Here is an 18556-nt window from a genome sequence, read left to right as displayed (position 1 = left end):
GTGGCCGCCTATCCTGGGCGGCGCGGACGAACCGAGCGGCAAGGGAATTCTCCCGAGAGGAATTAGTCGCGGGAGCCTATAGCGACGAAATGCCGCTCAGATCAAGCAGCGAAATTGCCGATCCAGTCATTCAGACGAAATTATCGTGCAAGCCAGTCCGTGATCCGGCGCACCGCCTCGCGCATGTCGTCGGCCGAACGGGCGTAGGAAAACCGCACGAAACTCTTGCCGCGCACCGGATCGAAGTCGATGCCCGGGGTCGCCGCCACCCTCGCCTCTTCCAGCATCCGCTTGGTGAAGTCGTAGCTGTCGGCGGTGAAGGCCGAGACGTCGGCGTACAGATAGAACGCGCCGTCGGCCGGCAGGAACTCGGTGAGGCCCGCCTTCGGCAGGCCCTCGATCAGAATCGCGCGGTTCTCTTCATAGCCGCGCTTGACCGCTTCCATCTCGTCGCGGCCGTCGAACGCCGCCTCGGCGGCGATCTGCGACAGCGTCGGCACCGAGATCGCCAGATTCTGCTGCAGACGCTCGACCGGCCGCACCAGATTTTCCGGCAGCACCATCCAGCCGACACGCCAGCCGGTCATGCAGAAGTACTTCGAGAACGAGTTGATCACCACTGCATTCGGCGACAGCTCCGCAGCGGTGACCGCGGGGAACGCGTAGTCGAGACCGTGATAGATCTCGTCGGAGATGAAGCGGATGCCTTCGCTCTCGGCGACCGCGATCAGTTCGGTCAGCGCCTCGCGCGTCATCATCGTGCCGGTCGGATTGGCGGGGCTGCCGACCAGCACGCCCTTCAGCGGCGCCTTGCGGTGCGCGGCGAGCAGTGCTTCGCCGGTCAGCGCATGACGCGTCTCGCTGTGCGTCTCGATCGGCACCGGCACGCAGCCGAGCGCATTCAGAATGTGGCGATACGGCGGATAGCCCGGCACAGTGACCGCAACACGATCGCCCGGCTCGAACAGCGCCAGGAACGACAGGATGAACGCGCCCGACGATCCAGTGGTGACCACGATGCGGTCCGGATCGACATCGCAGCGATAGGTTTCGCGATAATGGTTCGCGATCCGTGCGCGCAGCGACGGAATCCCGAGCGCGGAGGTGTAGTCGATCCGGCTGCTGTCGAGCGCCGCACGTGCAGCGGCAAGCGCGGCCCGCGGCGCCGGCGCCCACGGCTGCCCGACTTCCATATGAATGACGTGACCGCCGGCCGCTTCGATCCGGTCGGCCGCCGCCATCACGTCCATCACCATGAACGGCGGTACGTCGCTGCGGGCAGACGCGGTCAACAATCCGCGCGCACGTTGTGTCTTGGTCGCATCGAGCATCGAATTCTGCTATCCCCGCGCGGTCTGTTCGGTGAACCCGCTGCGCGCCGCGCCGCTGCCGTCTTGCTGGGCCGACTTGGAGATACCCGGAATTCGATGCTCGGCCAATGCTGAAGGACATTGCAGTTTTCGCCGGACGGCTATGCCCGTCCGCACGCAAGCAGGCGTCGCGGCTGGTCGCGGGGCTCACCGCGCTCGCGCTGGCGATCACGCCGGTTCCCGCGCTGGCGCAGGCCCCGACGCAGAAGGGACCGCCGCTGCTGCGCGACACCGAGACCGAGCAGTTGCTGCGCGACTACACCCGGCCGATCCTGCGCGTCGCCGGGCTGGAGAAACAGAACATCCAGGTCGCGATCATCAACGATCCGACCTTTAATGCCTTCGTGGCCGACGGCCACCGCATCTTCGTCAACTACGGCGCGCTGCTGCAGTCGGAAACGCCGAATCAACTGATCGGCGTGCTGGCGCATGAAACCGGCCACCTTGCCGGCGGCCATCTCTCCAAGCTGCGCACCCAGCTCGCGCAGGCGCAGACGCAGATGATCGTCGCGATGCTGCTCGGCGTCGGCGCGATGGTGGCGGGCGCCAGCGCCGGCCCGAACAGCGGCGCCGCCAATATCGGCGCGGCGGCGATCACCGCGCCGCAGGAAGTGATCCGGCGCAATCTGCTGTCGTATCAGCGCCAGCAGGAAGAGAACGCCGACCGCGCCGCGGTGAAGTTTCTCAACGCCACGCAGCAATCTGCGAAGGGCATGTACGAGACCTTCCAGCGCTTCACGAACGAGAGCCTGTTCGCGGCGCGCGGTGCCGATCCCTATGCGCAATCGCACCCGATGCCGGCCGAGCGCGTCTCCGCGCTCGCCGAACTGGCGCGGACCAGCGCGTATTGGGACAAGAAGGACGATCCGGCGCTGCAGATGCGCCACGACATGATGCGCGCCAAGGTGTCGGGCTTCATGGAACGGGCAGATACGGTGTACCGGCGCTATCCGGCGTCGAACACCAGCCTTCCGGCGCGCTACGCACGCGCGATCGCCAGCTATCTGCACGGTGACCCGCGCTCGGCGCTCGCACAGATCGACGGCCTGATCCAGGCTCAGCCCAACAATCCCTATTTCTACGAGCTACGCGGTCAGGCGCTGCTCGAAGGCGGCAAGCCGGCCGAGGCGATCGCACCGCTGCGCAAGGCGGTGGCGATGACCAATGGCGCGCCGCTGATCCAGATCCTGCTCGGCCAGGCGCTGGTCGCCAGCAACAACAAGGCCTACACCGACGAAGCCATCCAGATCCTGCGCGGCGCGCTCGGCCGCGAGGGCGAAGTGCCGCTCGGCTACAGCCATCTGGCCATGGCCTACGGCCAGAAGGGCAACTACGCCGAGGCCGATCTCGCCTCGGCGCAGGCGGCTTACTTGCGAGGCGATGCCAAGACCGCGCGCGAGCTAGCGGCCCGCGCCAAGACCCGCTTCCCGGTCGGCTCGCCGGGCTGGGTCAAGGCCGACGACATCGTCGCGGCGAAGATGCCGGGCCAGAAATAGCGTTCCGCGCGTCATTGTCGCGCCGCGGCGGATTGTCCCGTGTGCACGGCTCTGTCACACTCCCGGCGCGGCGATCCTGTCCGCTCGAGTCTCGCGATCGTCCAAGACTCGCGACGGTCGCGTCGAGCGCTCGGCGCTCACCAGCAAACAACATCGCTGCTCCAACATCGGGAGAAACATCCATGACCAACTCGACACGACCCGCGGGCAACAAGCCCCGAAAGTTCATCACGCGTGCGCTGGCGAGCGTTGCGCTGCTGACGATGTACGGTTTGGGGATGATCGCCACCACCGGCGCGACCATGACGCTGGCCTCGACGCCGGCGCATGCTCAGCGCGGCTGGGGCCGTGGGCGCGGACGTGGATGGGGTCGCGGCCGTGGGCGCGGCTGGGGTGGCCCGGGCGCCGCAGTCGGCATCGGCATCGGCGCAGCGATCGTCGGCGGCGCGATTGCAGCCAGCCAGGCCGAAGCGGCACGGCAGCAGGACTACTGCGCACGGCGCTTCCGATCGTACAATCCGGCGACCGGCACCTACATCGCCAAGGGCGGCCGCGAGATGCCCTGCCCGTAGCCGTACCGAGATAGGACGTACCGAGATAAGACATTCGTCGGGCGGTGCATGATCATCATGCATCGCCCGATGCTTTTTGCGGATGCTTTTGCGACGAGTTCCTTGATCCTGCGGTGCGGAATCTCCATTTAGAAGGTCTCCATCCTTCCACGCGCACGACCTCGTTCGGCGCGTAATCCAGCACTCAACAAACGTACAGGAGACCGTACCGATGTCCCTTCATATCGGCGACATTGCCCCCGACTTCACCGCCGACACCACCAAGGGCAAGATTTCGTTCCACGACTTCATCGGCAACTCCTGGGTCTTCTTTTTCAGCCACCCCGCCGACTTCACCCCGGTCTGCACCACCGAGATGGGCAAGACCGCCAAGCTGGCGCAGCCGTTCGCGTCGCGGAACGTCAAGCCGATCGGCCTGTCGACGGACACCGTGGACGAGCACCTGAAGTGGATCGCGGACGTCAACGACACCCAGCAGACCGACCTGCAATTCCCGATCATCGCCGATCCGGAGCTGAAGGTCGCCAAGCTCTACGACATGATCCATCCGAACCAGAGCGATACCGCTGCGGTGCGTTCGGTGTTCATCATCGATCCGAACAAGAAGATCCGCCTCACCATGACCTACCCGATGAACGTCGGGCGGAACTTCGACGAGATCCTGCGCGTGATCGACGCGCTGCAGTTCGCCGACAAGCACACCGTCGCGGCCCCGGCCGACTGGCGCCCGGGCGACAAGGTCATCATCCCGCTGTCGGTCAAGGGCGAAGCCGCCACCAAGGCGTTCCCGCAGGGCTGGGAAGAACCCCGCCCCTATCTGCGCCTGACCACCGTCAAGTAACTCGGCACGCGATCTGACGACGCCGGCGTTCGGTTCTCCCGGGCGCCGGCGTCGTTGCGTCGCACCGGCCTCAGCCCCTGCCTGGCCGGATCGTGTTCACAAAAACCGCGTATTTGCCGGGGAAAAGCGCTATGAAAACGTCCGAATCCACGCGTCTTTTCCACGACCTGACCCGCCGAAGGGATCCGCCTATGCTGTCGTTCCGCCCGCTCGCCACAGCCCTGCTCGCGCTCGCCATCGTTGGCGCGCCGGCCGTCGCCTCGGCGCAGAAGTTCTCCGACGAGCAGCGGAGCCAGATCGAAACCATCATCAAGGAATATCTGGTGTCGCATCCCGAGGTGCTCGAAGAAGCCTCGGAAGAGCTCGGCAAGCGCCAGGCGGCGGCTCAGGCTGAAAAGCATCAGCAGGCGATCAAGGACAACGCCGACATCATCTACAATTCGCCGCGCGGCGTGACGGTCGGCAACAAGAACGGCGACGTCACCATGGTCGAGTTCTTCGACTACAATTGCGGTTACTGCAAACGCGCGATGACCGACATGATGGAGCTGATGAAGGACGATCCGAACCTGAAGGTCGTTCTGAAGGAATTCCCGGTGCTCGGCCCGCCCTCGGTCGAAGCCGCTCAGGTCGCGATCGCCGTGCGGATGCAGGACCCGACCGGCAAGAAGTATCTCGACTTCCACCAGAAGCTGCTCGGCGGCCGCGGTCAGGCCGACAAGGCGCGCGCGCTCGCGGCCGCGAAGGACGCCGGTCTCGATCCCGCCAAGATCGAAAAGGACATGAACAGCCCGGAAGTGCGCGCCACCATCGAAGAGAGCTTCAAGCTCGCAGAGTCGATGGGCATGAACGGCACGCCGAGCTACGTGATCGGCAAGCAGGTGGTGGTCGGCGCGGTCGGCCTCGACACGCTGCGCCAGAAGATCAACACCGCGCGCTGCGGCAAGGACAAGTGCTGAGCGCGATCGTCGCCTGAGTTAGAATCGCCAGTGGCCGTCTGTTGCGGCGCTGGCGATCTTGCCAAACGATCATGCCGGACGTTTCAGTCCGACCTGCAGCCCACTCGGCTGCCTAGTCCTTCGATAAACAGCTCGTTGGCGATTTCGAAGACGGCTTCCGTCTCGACGGCCAGATACGAGCGAGCCAGCTTCCTCAGCACCGGAAACTCGGCAGACGGCAGCTCTTCCATTTCGGCGACTTCGGACTCGCGAGCCGGCCGGACCAGCCCGCTGATCTCCGCCGTGCACAACCCGATCACGCCTGCGTACCAGGCGAGGCAGACGGCGGGAGCCTCCGCGTCGGACACGCCGGCGTCGGCCAGCGCGCGATGAACCATTTCGATATGCGGGAAGTCGGCGACCCCGGTGTTGAGAAATCTCTGCAGCAGCGGAAACGTGTTCGGATAGCGGAGCGCCAGCGCACGATGATCGCGCGCGTGCATCCGGAGCCGATCCTGCCAAGGCAGATCGTTGCCGACTGGCGACAGCTTCGCCACCAGCGCGTCGGCCATCGCGCGATACATGCCGTCCTTGTTCTTGAAGTGATAGAGGATCGCCATCGGATCGCAGCCGACTCTGTCGCCGAGTTTGCGCACGCTGAAGGCGGCCTCTCCCACCTCCTCCATCAGACCCACCGCGGTCTCGACGATCACCTGCTTGGCAAGACCGCGCGGGCCGGAGCTCGCGCGGGTCTTGGTGTTCGATCTTGTGTCTGCGGTCGACGTCATTCGGCCCATTCAGGATCACCCGTGAACACAACGGTCAGCCAACGGTTCGGTCCGTCGTCGCCAACCAGATCTCCGATCTCGTCCCGCAACACGTCCCATTCGCCGATCGTGCGCGCCGGCGCATCGGCAGGAACGATGAAGTACAATTCGATCTCCTTCGATCGTCCGACCCGCGCCACGTAGGCGCGGTAGGAGACGAAGCCGTGCTTGGCGACGAACGCCGCCGCCACCGTGTCCAGATGCTTCTTCAAATCGACCGGCGTCACCAGGAAGATGTCGGCCAGCGCCTGCCGCACCGTCGAGACCGGCAGCGGAATGATGAGCACGCACACAGCAGCCAGAACCGCCGGATCGATGTAGGGCGAAATCCACTGCCATGATGTCCCCTGCACCGCCAGACCGATCATGAAGGCGATCAGCAGCGCGGCGCTGATGCCGGCCGACATGATCCAGCCCCGCACGTCGAGGCGAACGAATTCCGATCCGATCTTGCGATTGGCGCGCCATTCCACGGCGGCGATGCCCGCGCAGGCGATCACCGTCACGGCCGCGTAGATCAGCGCCGAGCCGAACTCCAGATCACGCCCGCCGCTCAGCAGGCTGCCGATCGCCGTGACCAGGGCGTAGAGCGCCGCACTGATCAGCAAGGTGGCGTTCAGCCCGAGCACCATCGGCTCGAGGTGCCAAAGACCGAACGAAAAGCGTTCTCTGAGCTTGCGCGACAGATGATCCGCCACCGCGTAGGACGTGATCAGGTTGACCACGATCAGCGACAGCAGGCTCATCCCCGCATCGATCAGGGAATACACCCCATCGAACACGATCGAGAACGATCCGGAGAACAGGCCAAAGCCGATGCCGAGAAAAGAGATCACGAATGTCACGGCGATCGAGGTTCTCAACACGCCGCGTTCGTCTGACAGATCAAAAAATGAGAGCAGTCCGCTCATGGTTCGCTCGCAGTCCGAGCCTGGCGTCGCGAGTTAGCCCTCGGACACGCGCGTCCGCATCCTATGCAGACGGGTGAAAGACCGGCGGTCCGGCCAAGAGCCTGATTGAGGGTCGCGAAAGCTGTCGCGACAACACCGTGAGAAGCTCTCGCAACGCTGTCAGCCGCTGACGGTAGCCGATTTCTACACTGTAGAGATTGGCGAGGCAACCGTACGATGCCGCGCCATCCTGACGCAGGAATGACGGCACCCGCCACCTGCCCGATGGAGCGTCAAACTTATGGGCGGGCATCCGCAGTCGGCCCGCGTCCATCGTGTACGGATGCGAATTGCAGAAGGGTTTAGGACGGAAACTCGGTTTCGGCGACGTCGACGCGGTCGGCGTGCAGCGACCATTCCGGCAGCCGCTCCTGTTCGCAGAACCGCTGCTTGGCGAGCTCGATCGCGCCATCGCTGGTTTCAGCGTCGACCTCCAACAGGCCCTGGCAGATTTCCTCGTGCCGGCCGTTCTCGCCGAGGATGCCCTTCATAAATCGCACGATGTAGCGAGCCATGACACCTCCGGTTGGAGTCTCGCGGCGAAGGTGCACGCCTGAATTCGCATCGGCTGGTTCAGGCTGCTGGCCGCGAGCGTTTGGGTCGGGCAATCGCGACCGGATCATTGGGTCGCACGGAGCCTCACGGACCGTGAGACTAGTCCGAACATGACGGTTCGACAAAACAAAACTCCGGGAACGTCAGCGTACGGAACTTCTCATCACCGCGGGAACGGTGCTGCAGGGATGAAGTTGAGGCACGGGCAGGCACATGGGAGAGCCCCAATGAACCATCGCTTGTTGCTGTCAGTCGCCGCCGCCGCACTGATCGCTGGCGGAGCCGCCAACGCGCAGTCGTCATCCTCTGGTAGTTCCAGCGGCAGTGGCGGCGCCGCCACCTCCGCGCCATCGGTCGGACAATCCGCGCCCGCGCCAAGCGGTGCCGGCGCTTCTCAGATGCAGCGCTCCGACTCCGACCGCTCAGGCACTTCGCGCGAAGCCCCAGCGATGGATCGCAGCGCCAACGATGCCACCAAGGGTGTCAGCGATCATGATCGCGACCGCTCCAAGATGAAGGCCGAAGATCGCAACGAGCGAAGCGGCAACCGCAATGCCGACAATGACCGCGATCACGACAGTAAAATGCAGCGAGGTGCCGACAACGACCGCGACCATGACCGCAGCAAGCAACGCGGCGCGGATAACGATCGCGACCGGTCGTCGACCACCACCGGCCAAGCCGGCGCCCGGGCGCAACTCTCGACCGAGCAGCGCACCAAGATCACCACGGTGATCAAGAACCAGCACATCGAGCCGCAGACCAACGTCAACTTCTCGATCTCGGTCGGCACGCGCGTGCCCCGCGAGGTCCACTTCCATCCGCTGCCAACCGAGATCGTGACGGTCTATCCGGATTGGCGCGGCTACGAGTTCTTCATGGTGCGCGACGAGATCGTGGTGGTGAATCCGCGCACGCTGGAAATCGTCGCTGTCCTCGACATCTGATTCACGCACTCCGATACAGGGGGCGGTCATGGCCGCCCCCTGTGCATTACCTTAGGTGCCCCGGCACCACGCCGGGGCCTCGATTGCGAACAATTCCTGTCGGTTGCGCAGGCGAACTCGTCCAAAGCATCAGGGATTTCATCCCCTGTTCGAGCCTGTTCAGGCTTCCCCTCAGCCCCGAGGTTACCTATAACGCCCGCGATCAGGTGAATTTCGCCGGATTCCGACAGGCTGTGCGGCGGGTTGTCCCGCTCGGCTGGATCAGATTCGCAAAAATTGCCGGAATTTTCGATGGCTCAGACGATTTACGTGCTGAACGGCCCGAACTTGAATCTGCTCGGGACCCGTGAGCCGGAAATCTACGGTCGCGCCACCTTGGCCGATGTCGAGAAGCTGTGCGCCGAGACCGCCGCCGGTTTCGGTCTGGTCGCCGTCTGCCGTCAGTCCAACCACGAAGGCCAGCTGATCGACTGGATTCACCAGGCGCGCAGCGAAAAGGTCGCTGGCATCGTGATCAATGCCGGTGGATACACCCACACCTCGATCGCTCTGCATGACGCCCTGGTCGGCGTGCAGATCCCGACGGTGGAAGTCCATGTTTCCAACGTATTTGCGCGTGAGGACTTCCGTCACCACTCCTTCATCGCGAAGGCCGCCTTCGCCAGCCTGTGCGGCTTCGGCATCGACGGCTATCGCCTGGCCATCACCGGCCTCGCCGCCAGACTCGGCGCCCGCACCACGGCCTGAGCCCGCCCATTCACTCAAGACATCTGGATCGACACACCATGGCCCGCCAGCCTGCAGAGAAAACCGCCGCCGAGCCGACCACCGCCCCGGCGACCGACGACAGCAGCCTGATCCGCGAACTCGCGGTGCTGCTGGATGAGACCAACCTGACCGAGATCGAGATCGAACGGGCCGGTCTGCGCGTGCGCGTCGCCCGCAACGTCAGCATCGCCGCAGCGGTACCGGCTGCCTACGCGCCGGCACCCGCCGCCGGTGGCGCGGCAGCCGCGAAAGACACCTCGTCGGTCGATCTCGCCAAGCATCCGGGCGTCGTCACCTCGCCGATGGTCGGCACCGTGTACTGGGCACCGGAGCCGGGCGCCAAGCCGTTCATCGATGTCGGCAGCCGGGTCTCGGTCGGCGAGACGCTGTTCATCGTCGAGGCGATGAAGACCATGAACCAGATTCCTTCGCCGAAGGCCGGCATCGTCACCCAGATCCTGGTCGAAGACGGCCAGCCGGTCGAGTTCGGCGAGCCGCTGGTCGTGATCGAGTAAGAGGCGGATCGGACGCAGCGATTAGCGAGTGAAACAAGCCGCTTAGCTGCATCTCCTTCCATACTCCCTTCGCCACTCGCCTCTTTGGCCTCACAGCGCGGTTAAGCCGATGTTCGATAAAATCCTGATAGCTAATCGCGGCGAGATCGCCCTGCGCGTGCTGCGCGCGTGCAAGGAGCTCGGCATCGCCACGGTCGCGGTCCACTCCACCGCCGATGCCGACGCGATGCACGTCCGCCTCGCCGACGAGAGCGTGTGCATCGGCCCGCCGCAGTCCAAGGACAGCTACCTCAACGTCCCGGCGCTGCTCGCCGCCTGCGAGATCACCGGCGCCGATGCGGTGCATCCGGGCTACGGCTTCCTGTCTGAGAACGCCCGTTTCGCCGAAATCCTCGACGACCATAATCTGCACTTCATCGGCCCCAAGGCCGAGCACATCCGCCTGATGGGCGACAAGATCGAGGCTAAGAAGACCGCCAAGCGGCTCGGCATCCCGGTGGTGCCGGGCTCCGACGGCGCGGTCGGCCCCGACGACGATGCGATGTCGATCGCCAAGGAGATCGGCTTCCCGGTGCTGGTCAAGGCCGCGGCGGGCGGCGGCGGCCGCGGCATGAAGGTCGCGCACACCGCCGACGATCTGGCGCTGGCGATCTCCACCGCCGGCAACGAAGCCAAGGCCGCGTTCGGCGACGCCTCGGTGTATCTGGAAAAGTACCTGCAGAAGCCCCGCCACATCGAGATCCAGGTGCTCGGCGATGGCCGTGGCGGCGCGATCCATCTCGGTGAGCGCGACTGCTCGCTGCAGCGCCGGCATCAGAAGGTGTGGGAGGAAAGCCCCTCGCCTGTGATCAGCCCGGAAGCGCGCGCCCGGATCGGCGGCATCTGCGCCAAGGCGATGCAGGAGATGCAGTATCTCGGCGTCGGCACCATCGAATTCCTCTACGAGGACGGCGAGTTCTATTTCATCGAAATGAACACCCGCATCCAGGTCGAGCATCCGGTGACCGAGATGATCACCGGCATCGATCTGGTGCTGGAGCAGATCCGGATCGCCGCCGGCGGCGACCTGCCGGTGACCCAGGACGAGATCACCCTCAACGGTCATGCGATCGAGTGCCGGGTCAACGCCGAAAACCCGGTGACCTTCCGGCCGTCGCCCGGCAAGATCTCGCGCTACCATCCGCCCGGCGGCCTCGGCATCCGGATCGATTCCGCGGTGTATCAGGGCTACACCATCCCGCCCTATTACGACTCGCTGGTCGGCAAGCTGATCGTCCACGGCAAGACCCGGGGCGAGTGCCTGATGCGGCTGCGCCGCGCGCTCGACGAGATGGTGGTGGACGGCATCGAGACCACCCTGCCGCTGTTCCGCGCCTTGGTGCGTGAGCCGTCGATCATCGATGGCGACTACCACATCCACTGGCTGGAGCAGTACCTCGCTTCGGGCGATCCTGCAGGCTAGCCGCCTAAGCTATTGCAGCGGGTTCGCTTTCTCGCGAGCCCGCTCATTCCAGCCGAAACGAACACATCCCAAATTCTCCTGCGTCCCTCGGGAACCTTTCCGCCTCAGCGGCGTTAGAAAGCGTTCTGAGTTCTGCCTTGCGACGCCTGGGGGATGGCTTGCCTGATTTCGTTCGTGCTGGAGGCGCGCGGTGACGCCTGAATCCGCGCGCAAACGCTCGTTTGCCCAGGTCACCCTGCTGTCGCTGTCGTTCGCCGTGCTGGTCGCGATCAGCCTCGCCTCGGTGTACTGGCTGCAGAAGGCGCGCGAGGACAACGCCTGGGTCGCCCACACCCTGGAAGTCCAGAACCAGATCGCGCTGGCTCAGTTGCAGCTCCGCCGCGCCGAGAGCGCCGAGCGCGGCTATGTCCTGACCCGCCAGGACGACCTGATCGCCCAGTTCGAGGAAGCTGCATCCGACGTGGTGCCGCGGCTGAAGCGGCTGCGCGATTTCGTCGCCGACAATACCGCTCAGGTCCCCTACATCGACCAGGCGATCGCCTCCGCGACCGCGCGGATCGAACGGTTTCGCCAGGTGATCGCGCTGGCGCAGCAGGACCGGATCGACGAAGCCCGCCAATTGCTGCGCGACATCGATGGCCGCCGCGCGATGGACACCCTGACCTCGTCGCTGACGGCGATGCGGCAGGAGGAAAACCGGCTGTTCTCGGAGCGCACCACCGAGGCCGACCGCAGCCAGGCGCTCGCCACCATCATCACCACCACCGGCTCGGGGCTGGTGCTGGTGCTCGCCGGGATGTCTATCTTTCTGGTCCGCCGCTCGGCGCGGGCGCGCGACGAGGCCGAAAATCAGCTGCGCGAGAACAACCTCAACCTCGAATCCACCGTACAAGAACGCACCACCGACCTGCGCGAGGCCAACGAGGAGATCCAGCGCTTCGCCTACATCGTCAGCCACGATCTGCGCTCGCCCCTCGTCAACATCATGGGCTTCACCAGCGAGCTCGAGGAACTGCGCAGCGACATCTTCCGCCGGATCGCGACGCTGAGCCGCGAAGTCGCCGGCAAGCAGAGCGCCGCCAATGCCGACAGCGACGGCGAGCCGGAGCTCGAACCCGCCGACCGCCAGCTCTCCGAGGATTTCACCGAAGCGCTCGGTTTCATCAAATCCTCGATCGGCAAGATGGACCGCCTGATCAGCGCCATCCTCAATCTCACCCGCGAAGGCCGCCGCCAGTTCCAGCCGGTGCGGATCGACACCCGCGAGTTGATCGAGAACATCGCCTCGACGGTGGCGCATCAGGCTGCGGAGGCCGATGCGCAGATCCGGATCGAGCCGCTGCCGGAGATCGTCAGCGATCGGCTGGCGCTCGAACAGATCTTCTCAAATCTCATCGATAACGCTCTGAAATATCTGAAGAACGGTGTGCCGGGCGACATCGTGATCCGGGGCCGGCAGAAGCTCGGCTTCGTAATCTTCGAAATCACCGACAATGGCCGGGGGATCGATCCCAAGGACCACCAGAGAATCTTTGATCTTTTCCGCCGCGCCGGTACACAGGACCGGCCCGGCCAAGGGATCGGCCTCGCCCATGTGCGAGCGCTGGTCCGACGCCTGGGCGGCACCATGTCGGTGTCATCCGCGCTCGGCGAAGGCTCGACCTTCACCATCACCCTGCCGGCCAAATGGGCGGCGAATAAGAACCAGGAACAGCGCGCATGAGTAACCCAGTCACCATCATCATGATCGAGGACGACGAGGGTCATGCCCGTCTGATCGAGCGGAACATCCGCCGTTCCGGCGTCAACAACGAGATCATCCCGTTCACCTCCGGGACAGCCGCGCTGAATTATCTGTTCGGCAGCGACGGCACCGGCATCGAACACAAGCACCGCGCGCTGTTGGTGCTGCTCGACCTCAATCTGCCCGATGCCAGCGGCATCGACATCCTGCGGCGGATCAAGGAGAACGATCATCTCAAGACCACCCCGGTGGTGGTGCTGACGACGACCGACGATGCACACGAGATCAAGCGCTGCTACGAGCTCGGCTGCAACGTCTATATCACCAAGCCGGTGAACTACGAGAGCTTCGCCAACGCGATCCGCCAACTCGGCCTGTTCTTCTCGGTCATCCAGGTCCCTCAGCCCGACGCTCCATGACAGACGCCAAGCCGACCCTGCTCTATATCGACGACGACGAGGCGCTCGGACGCCTCGTGTCGCGCGGCCTGCAGCGGCAGGGATTCAGCGTCGAACACGTGCTGAGCGGCGAAGCCGGCCTGGAGCGGTTGCGCCAGGGCGGCGTCGACGTGATCGCGCTCGATCAGTATATGCCCGGCCTCGACGGGCTGGAGACGCTGGAGCAGATCCAGGCGATCCCCGATCCGCCGCCGGTGGTGTTCGTCACCGCCTCGCAGGATTCCAAGATCGCCGTCACCGCGCTGAAGGCCGGGGCCGACGATTATCTGGTCAAGGACGCCCAGGGCGAGTTCGTGCCGCTGCTCCAGGTCGCCGCCGACCAGGCGCTGAAGCAGGCGATGGTGCGCAAGGCGCGAGACGATGCCGAAGCCGAAGTGCGCGCCTCCCGCGACCGCTACGCTGCGCTCGCTGCCGAACGCGAAATGCTGCTGCGCGAGGTCAACCACCGCGTCGGCAATTCGCTGCAGATCATCGCCTCGCTGCTGCATCTGCAGGCCTCGTCCAGCAAAGAGGAAGAGGTGAAGGCGGCGCTGACCAATGCGATGGGCCGCGTCGCCGCGGTCGCGCAGGTGCACCGCCGGCTCTACACCTCGCACGACCTCAAGAGCGTGATGCTCAATCAGTATCTCGAGGCGCTGCTCGAAGACTTGCGGCGTTCGGCCGAAGGCAACCGGATGTCGCGGCTGACGCTGGCGGCGCAGCCGGTCGAGACCGATCCGGACCGCGCCGTCGCGATCGGCATCATCGTCAACGAGCTGGTGATGAACGCCGTCAAATACGCCTACCCCGAAGGCAAGGGCCCGATCCATGTCGAGCTGAAGGCGAGCGGCGACGACCTCGAACTGGTGATCTCCGACGACGGCGTTGGGCTCAACGTCAAAGCCAACCCGCAATCGACCGGCATGGGCCAGCGCATCGTCAGCGCGATGGCCGCCAAGCTCGAAGCGGACGTCGAGCGCGACCCGCAGCACGCCGGCACCCGGATGGTGCTGCGCTTCCGCCGCGTCAACGCGCCGGCCACGCCCGCCCCCGAGCCCGCCGCTCCCTGACCTTCTAAGCCCGCCAGGGTGACACCGGCCCGCCTGCGCACTACACAGGCCGCGGGTTCTCCGGCCGGACGAACCGCCGGACCTCACCTGTCTGCCGGCGACCTCTGAGCGACCAAAGGCGACGACTGTGCTTCCCTGGATTCAATTGGCCACCGCGAAAGTCCCCGGCGGCGGCGAATTGCGCCTGATGCGGCGCGGCGAGGAATTCTCGATCCGGCTCGACGCCAACGAGTTGATGAACAGCCGGCTCGGCGGCTCCGAAGAAGCGCTCGCCACCCTCGCCTGTCAGAAGCTCGCCGGCCGGCCTCGTCCGCGCGTCCTGATCGGCGGACTCGGCATGGGCTTCACGCTGCGTGCCGCGCTGAAGGTGTTCGGCGCCGACGCCGTCATCGAGGTCGCCGAACTGGTCCCCGAAGTGATCGACTGGGCCCGCGGCGAGATGGCCGGGCTGTACGGCGACAGCCTGACCGATCCCCGCGTCAGCATCCTGCAGCGCGACGTCGGCGAGCTGATCCGCGCCGGTGCCGGGCGCTACGACGCCATCCTGCTCGACGTCGATAACGGCCCCGAAGGTCTGTCGCGCCCCGCCAACGACCAGCTCTATGACAGCCGCGGCCTGTCCGATGCCCGCGCGGCGCTGCGCGGCGGCGGCGTGCTGGCGGTGTGGTCGTCGGGGCCGGACGACAGCTTCACCAAACGGCTGCGGCGCAGCGATTTCGCCGTCAACGAAGTCCCGGTCCGGGCGGTCGGCAAACGCACCGGCTCACGGCATTGGATCTGGCTCGCGGTCAAAACCTGATCGGCCAAACGTTGCCGGCGAACATAATTGCTTTCCCGGCCGGTGCCCTAAGACCATTGCCGCCTTGCCATTCTGTCGCACCTCGGGCAGCTTCCGCCGCGCCGCCGGCCCAACCGGTTCGGCCGAGCAAATTCGGGAAGATACGCCTTTGAACGCTCACGCCCTCAGCGGCCATAGGTTGCCGTTCGTATCTCGCTGGCGCGCCGCTGCGGCGCAGCCCGACCAGTCCGGCGCGAGGCAGCCGTGACACCGATCCTGATCTTCGGCATCCCGCTCGATTTCATCCTGTTCGCCGCCACCCTTGTCGGGGTCGCGATCTTTCACCGCCATACCTTGCTAATCGCGCTGGCCGGCCTGGTCACCGTGGTCGGCTACAAGCTGGCGTTTGCCGGCTTCAAGACCGGCGTCGGCCTGTCCGGCCTGGCGCTGCACATGCAGCACGAATGGGTCACGCTGGCGAACCTGTTTCTGCTGCTGATGGGCTTTGCGCTGCTGTCGGCGCATTTCGAGAAGAGCGGCATTCCCGACGAGATGCCGGCGCTGCTACCCGACGATTGGAAAGGCCCGGTGGCGCTGCTCGGCCTGGTGTTCGTGCTGTCGAGCTTCCTCGACAACATCGCCGCAGCGCTGATCGGCGGCATGGTGGCGCGGCACGTGTTTCGCGGCCGCGTCCACATCGGCTATCTCGCTGCGATCGTCGCCGCCTCGAACGCCGGCGGCTCCGGCAGCGTGGTCGGCGACACCACCACGACGATGATGTGGATCGCCGGCGTCTCGCCGCTCAGCGTGCTGGAAGCCTATGTGGCAGCAATCATCGCGCTGGCGCTGTTCGCCGTGCCGGCCTCAATCCAGCAGCAGAAATTCTCGCCGATCGTGAAGAACGCGCCGAAAGGCCTGCAGATCGAATGGGTGCGGGTCGGCATCGTTGCGGCGATCCTGATCGCTGCGCTGGCGGCCAACGTCACCGCCAACATGAAGTTCCCCGCCCTGCTCGACCACGCGCCGGTGCTCGGCCTGACGGTCTGGGCGGTGATCCTGATCACCGCGCCGCTGCGCCGGCCGGATTGGGAGCTGATGCCCGCGACCTTCAAGGGCACGATCTTCCTGCTCGCGCTGGTGACCGCGGCTTCGCTGATGCCGGTCGAACAATTGCCCACCGCGAGCTGGCAGACCGCGCTCGGCCTCGGCTTCGTCTCGGCCGGCTTCGACAACATCCCGCTCACCGCACTGGCACTGAAACAGGGCGGCTATGACTGGGGCTTTCTGGCCTATGCGGTCGGCTTCGGCGGCTCGATGATGTGGTTCGGCTCCTCGGCCGGCGTCGCGATCACCAATATGTTCCCGGAAGGAAAGTCGGTGGTGATGTGGCTGCGCCACGGCTGGCACGTCGGCGTAGCGTATTTCATCGCGTTCTTCGCGATGCTGCTGCTGGTCGGCTGGCATCCCGACCTACCGCACTAGCCGCTGATCGCCCGCTGTTCCCACGGGGTCGCGCGCCTGCAGCGTCGTGCTATGCTTTGCGCATGGCCTCACGCGACTCCTCCGCCGCTTCCGAGATCACGCCCGACGTGCTGCTGCGCGCCTATGCGTGCGGCATCTTCCCGATGGCCGAGAGCGTCGACGACCCCTCGCTATTCTGGGTCGAGCCCGACATGCGCGGCATCATTCCGCTCGGCGGCTTCCGGGTGTCCTCGCGCCTCGCCCGCACCGTGCGGTCCGACGCGTTCACCGTCACCGTCAATCGCGACTTCAAGGCGGTGATCGACGGCTGCGCCGCGCCGCAGCCGGGGCGCGACGACACCTGGATCAACCGCAGGATTCGTGAGCTGTATATCGGCCTGCACGACATCGGCCATTGCCACAGCGTGGAGGTCTGGCAGGACGGCGATCTCGCCGGCGGCCTCTACGGCGTCAGCCTCGGCCGGGCGTTCTTCGGCGAGAGCATGTTTCACCGCGCCCGCGATGCTTCGAAGGTGGCGCTGGTTCACCTCGTCGCGCGTCTGCTCGCCGGCGGCTACACCCTGCTCGACACCCAGTTCGTCACGGATCACCTGAAAAGCTTCGGCGCCATCGAAGTGCCGCGGCTGCGCTATCGCTCGCTGCTCGACGACGCGCTCGAAGGCGAAGCTTCGTTCGCAGCGTTGCCGCTCGATCGCCCGGTCAGCGGCGCCAAAGCGCTGGCGATCATCGCGTCGCGAAGCTGACCGTCGTTACTGCTGGAAGCCCGGGAACGGCGGCGGCAGCGGGCGTTGCGGGCGCTGGGGCTGCGGCGCTGGCTGCTGCAGCGAGGGCGGCGGCGGCAGCGTCTGCTGCGACTGCTGTTGCTGGCGGCGGCGCTGTTGCGGCGGCGGCGCGGCCGGCTTCGGCGCGTCCGGCTGGGCGCTGGCGACGTTCGAGGTCTCCGGGTCCTTACAGTCGGTCAGCCAGATATCGTAGATCGGGTGCTCGACCGCGTGCAGGCCGGGGCTGGCCGCGAACATCCAACCCGAGAAGATCCGCTTCACTTCGCCCTGCAGCGTGATCTCGTCGACCTCGACGAAGGCATCGGTGTTGGTTGCTTCAGTCGACGGCCGTGTGTAGCAGGCGTCGGTCTTCACCCGCAGCGCACCGAACTGCACCGTCTCGCCGATGTCGGCGTCGAAATTGATGGTGCGGCCGGTGATCTTGTCGAGGCCGGCGAAGCTCGCCTTCTTGTTCACGATCTTCTGCGCCGGCGGCTCGGTGACGATCTCGTCGCCCGGCTGCAGCGTCGCGGGAGCCGGCGGCGGATTGGCCTGCGGCGTGCCGCGTGGCTGGCGCTGGCCCGGCGGCAGACCGGGCAGCGGATTGGTCGTGGCCGGCGCATTGGCGACGCCGGCGTTCGGCTCCGCCGGCTGCTGAGCGGCCGGCGGCGGGTTCTGCGGAATCACGGTGGAGCCCGGCGGCGGCGGCAACGGCTGCGACTGCACCGGTCCCGGCATCGCCGAACCCTGCATCGCGCGACCCGGCGCCGGCAGCACCCGCCCCTGCGGCGGCAGATCCGGCACCTCTTCCTCTTCGTCGTCGGCAGGCGGCGGCGCGCCACGCGGCACCGTTCCCGGCGGCCGCGGCGGCGGATCCGAGAAGATGTTGCCGATCTGCGCCTGCGCGGGAGGCGCAAACGCGATCAACGGGGCGACGATCAACGCCGCAAGACCGACTAGGCTCAGGCTTCGGGACATTCCGCGCGGCTTCAATCGACGAATCAGGCTTGCGACATTCTACAGCTTCGGGCCGCTCGCATTGG

At 65.7% G+C, this 18556-nt stretch carries 19 protein-coding genes; 14 read left to right on the top strand and 5 right to left on the bottom strand.

All coding sequences use genetic code 11. From position 1 onward, the window contains the following. Positions 1 to 140 precede the first annotated feature (140 nt). Positions 141 to 1331, bottom strand: a complete 1191-nt coding sequence (locus tag RPPS3_RS12435; RefSeq protein WP_107344382.1) for a pyridoxal phosphate-dependent aminotransferase — start codon at positions 1329 to 1331, stop codon at positions 141 to 143. A gap of 107 nt (positions 1332 to 1438) precedes the next feature. Here RPPS3_RS12435 and RPPS3_RS12430 point away from each other — a divergent pair, with 107 nt between their 5' ends. From RPPS3_RS12430 to RPPS3_RS12415, 4 genes are all read left to right on the top strand, one after another. Then, positions 1439 to 2866, top strand: coding sequence for a M48 family metalloprotease (locus RPPS3_RS12430; RefSeq protein ID WP_107344381.1), 1428 nt, complete (start codon positions 1439 to 1441; stop codon positions 2864 to 2866). A gap of 182 nt (positions 2867 to 3048) precedes the next feature. After that, on the top strand, positions 3049 to 3438 hold the full coding sequence (locus tag RPPS3_RS12425; RefSeq protein ID WP_107344380.1) for a BA14K family protein: 390 nt from the start codon (positions 3049 to 3051) through the stop codon (positions 3436 to 3438). Between the two features lie 211 nt (positions 3439 to 3649). After that, positions 3650 to 4279 (top strand): peroxiredoxin, encoded by a 630-nt coding sequence (locus RPPS3_RS12420; RefSeq protein ID WP_107344379.1) that lies wholly within the window; start codon positions 3650 to 3652, stop codon positions 4277 to 4279. A 191-nt stretch (positions 4280 to 4470) separates the two neighbouring features. Next, the gene (locus RPPS3_RS12415) at positions 4471 to 5238 is read left to right on the top strand and encodes a DsbA family protein (protein ID WP_011157992.1); all 768 of its coding nucleotides are present in this window, start codon (positions 4471 to 4473) and stop codon (positions 5236 to 5238) included. Positions 5239 to 5321: 83 nt separating this feature from the next. Here the strand turns inward: RPPS3_RS12415 and RPPS3_RS12410 are convergent, their stop codons facing one another. From RPPS3_RS12410 to RPPS3_RS12400, 3 genes are all read right to left on the bottom strand, one after another. Next, complete coding sequence (locus RPPS3_RS12410; protein ID WP_107344378.1) at positions 5322 to 6005, bottom strand: TetR/AcrR family transcriptional regulator; 684 nt, start codon at positions 6003 to 6005, stop codon at positions 5322 to 5324. Continuing rightward, complete coding sequence (locus tag RPPS3_RS12405) at positions 6002 to 6955, bottom strand: cation diffusion facilitator family transporter (protein WP_107344377.1); 954 nt, start codon at positions 6953 to 6955, stop codon at positions 6002 to 6004. Before RPPS3_RS12405 ends, RPPS3_RS12410 begins: the two co-directional genes overlap by 4 nt. Before the next feature lie 341 nt (positions 6956 to 7296). Then, complete coding sequence (locus RPPS3_RS12400; protein ID WP_107344376.1) at positions 7297 to 7509, bottom strand: hypothetical protein; 213 nt, start codon at positions 7507 to 7509, stop codon at positions 7297 to 7299. A 267-nt stretch (positions 7510 to 7776) separates the two neighbouring features. Between RPPS3_RS12400 and RPPS3_RS12395 the strand changes: the two genes are divergently transcribed. The 10 genes from RPPS3_RS12395 (at position 7777) to aat (ending at position 17495) form a co-directional block, all read left to right on the top strand. After that, complete coding sequence (locus RPPS3_RS12395; protein ID WP_107344375.1) at positions 7777 to 8496, top strand: DUF1236 domain-containing protein; 720 nt, start codon at positions 7777 to 7779, stop codon at positions 8494 to 8496. Positions 8497 to 8787: 291 nt separating this feature from the next. After that, positions 8788 to 9243: a type II 3-dehydroquinate dehydratase gene (gene aroQ, locus RPPS3_RS12390; RefSeq protein WP_107344374.1), complete on the top strand. Its 456-nt coding sequence runs from the start codon at positions 8788 to 8790 to the stop codon at positions 9241 to 9243. 38 nt (positions 9244 to 9281) lie between these two features. Beyond that, positions 9282 to 9779 (top strand): acetyl-CoA carboxylase biotin carboxyl carrier protein, encoded by a 498-nt coding sequence (accB, locus tag RPPS3_RS12385; protein WP_107344373.1) that lies wholly within the window; start codon positions 9282 to 9284, stop codon positions 9777 to 9779. 109 nt (positions 9780 to 9888) lie between these two features. Further along, positions 9889 to 11241 (top strand): acetyl-CoA carboxylase biotin carboxylase subunit, encoded by a 1353-nt coding sequence (gene accC, locus RPPS3_RS12380; RefSeq protein ID WP_107344372.1) that lies wholly within the window; start codon positions 9889 to 9891, stop codon positions 11239 to 11241. Between the two features lie 190 nt (positions 11242 to 11431). Further along, on the top strand, positions 11432 to 12964 hold the full coding sequence (locus RPPS3_RS12375; protein ID WP_107344371.1) for a sensor histidine kinase: 1533 nt from the start codon (positions 11432 to 11434) through the stop codon (positions 12962 to 12964). Then, positions 12961 to 13404, top strand: a complete 444-nt coding sequence (locus RPPS3_RS12370; protein WP_013502774.1) for a response regulator — start codon at positions 12961 to 12963, stop codon at positions 13402 to 13404. The genes RPPS3_RS12375 and RPPS3_RS12370 overlap by 4 nt, the downstream gene beginning before the upstream one ends. Next, the gene (locus tag RPPS3_RS12365) at positions 13401 to 14492 is read left to right on the top strand and encodes a sensor histidine kinase (RefSeq protein WP_107344370.1); all 1092 of its coding nucleotides are present in this window, start codon (positions 13401 to 13403) and stop codon (positions 14490 to 14492) included. Before RPPS3_RS12370 ends, RPPS3_RS12365 begins: the two co-directional genes overlap by 4 nt. Before the next feature lie 127 nt (positions 14493 to 14619). Further along, positions 14620 to 15291, top strand: coding sequence for a spermidine synthase (locus tag RPPS3_RS12360; protein ID WP_107344369.1), 672 nt, complete (start codon positions 14620 to 14622; stop codon positions 15289 to 15291). A gap of 243 nt (positions 15292 to 15534) precedes the next feature. Then, positions 15535 to 16752, top strand: a complete 1218-nt coding sequence (locus tag RPPS3_RS12355) for a citrate transporter (protein WP_107344368.1) — start codon at positions 15535 to 15537, stop codon at positions 16750 to 16752. 62 nt (positions 16753 to 16814) lie between these two features. Next, positions 16815 to 17495, top strand: a complete 681-nt coding sequence (aat, locus tag RPPS3_RS12350) for a leucyl/phenylalanyl-tRNA--protein transferase (RefSeq protein ID WP_107344367.1) — start codon at positions 16815 to 16817, stop codon at positions 17493 to 17495. A gap of 6 nt (positions 17496 to 17501) precedes the next feature. Here aat and RPPS3_RS12345 read toward each other — a convergent pair whose 3' ends face one another. Then, a complete protein-coding gene (locus RPPS3_RS12345) occupies positions 17502 to 18491 on the bottom strand; it encodes a DUF2155 domain-containing protein (protein WP_107344366.1) in 990 nt (329 codons plus the stop codon). Positions 18492 to 18556: the final 65 nt, after the last annotated feature.

It is taken from the genome of Rhodopseudomonas palustris (assembly GCF_003031265.1).
In the GTDB taxonomy this organism is placed as follows: domain Bacteria; phylum Pseudomonadota; class Alphaproteobacteria; order Rhizobiales; family Xanthobacteraceae; genus Rhodopseudomonas; species Rhodopseudomonas palustris_H.
This window is presented reverse-complemented; position numbering and strand designations above follow the sequence as displayed.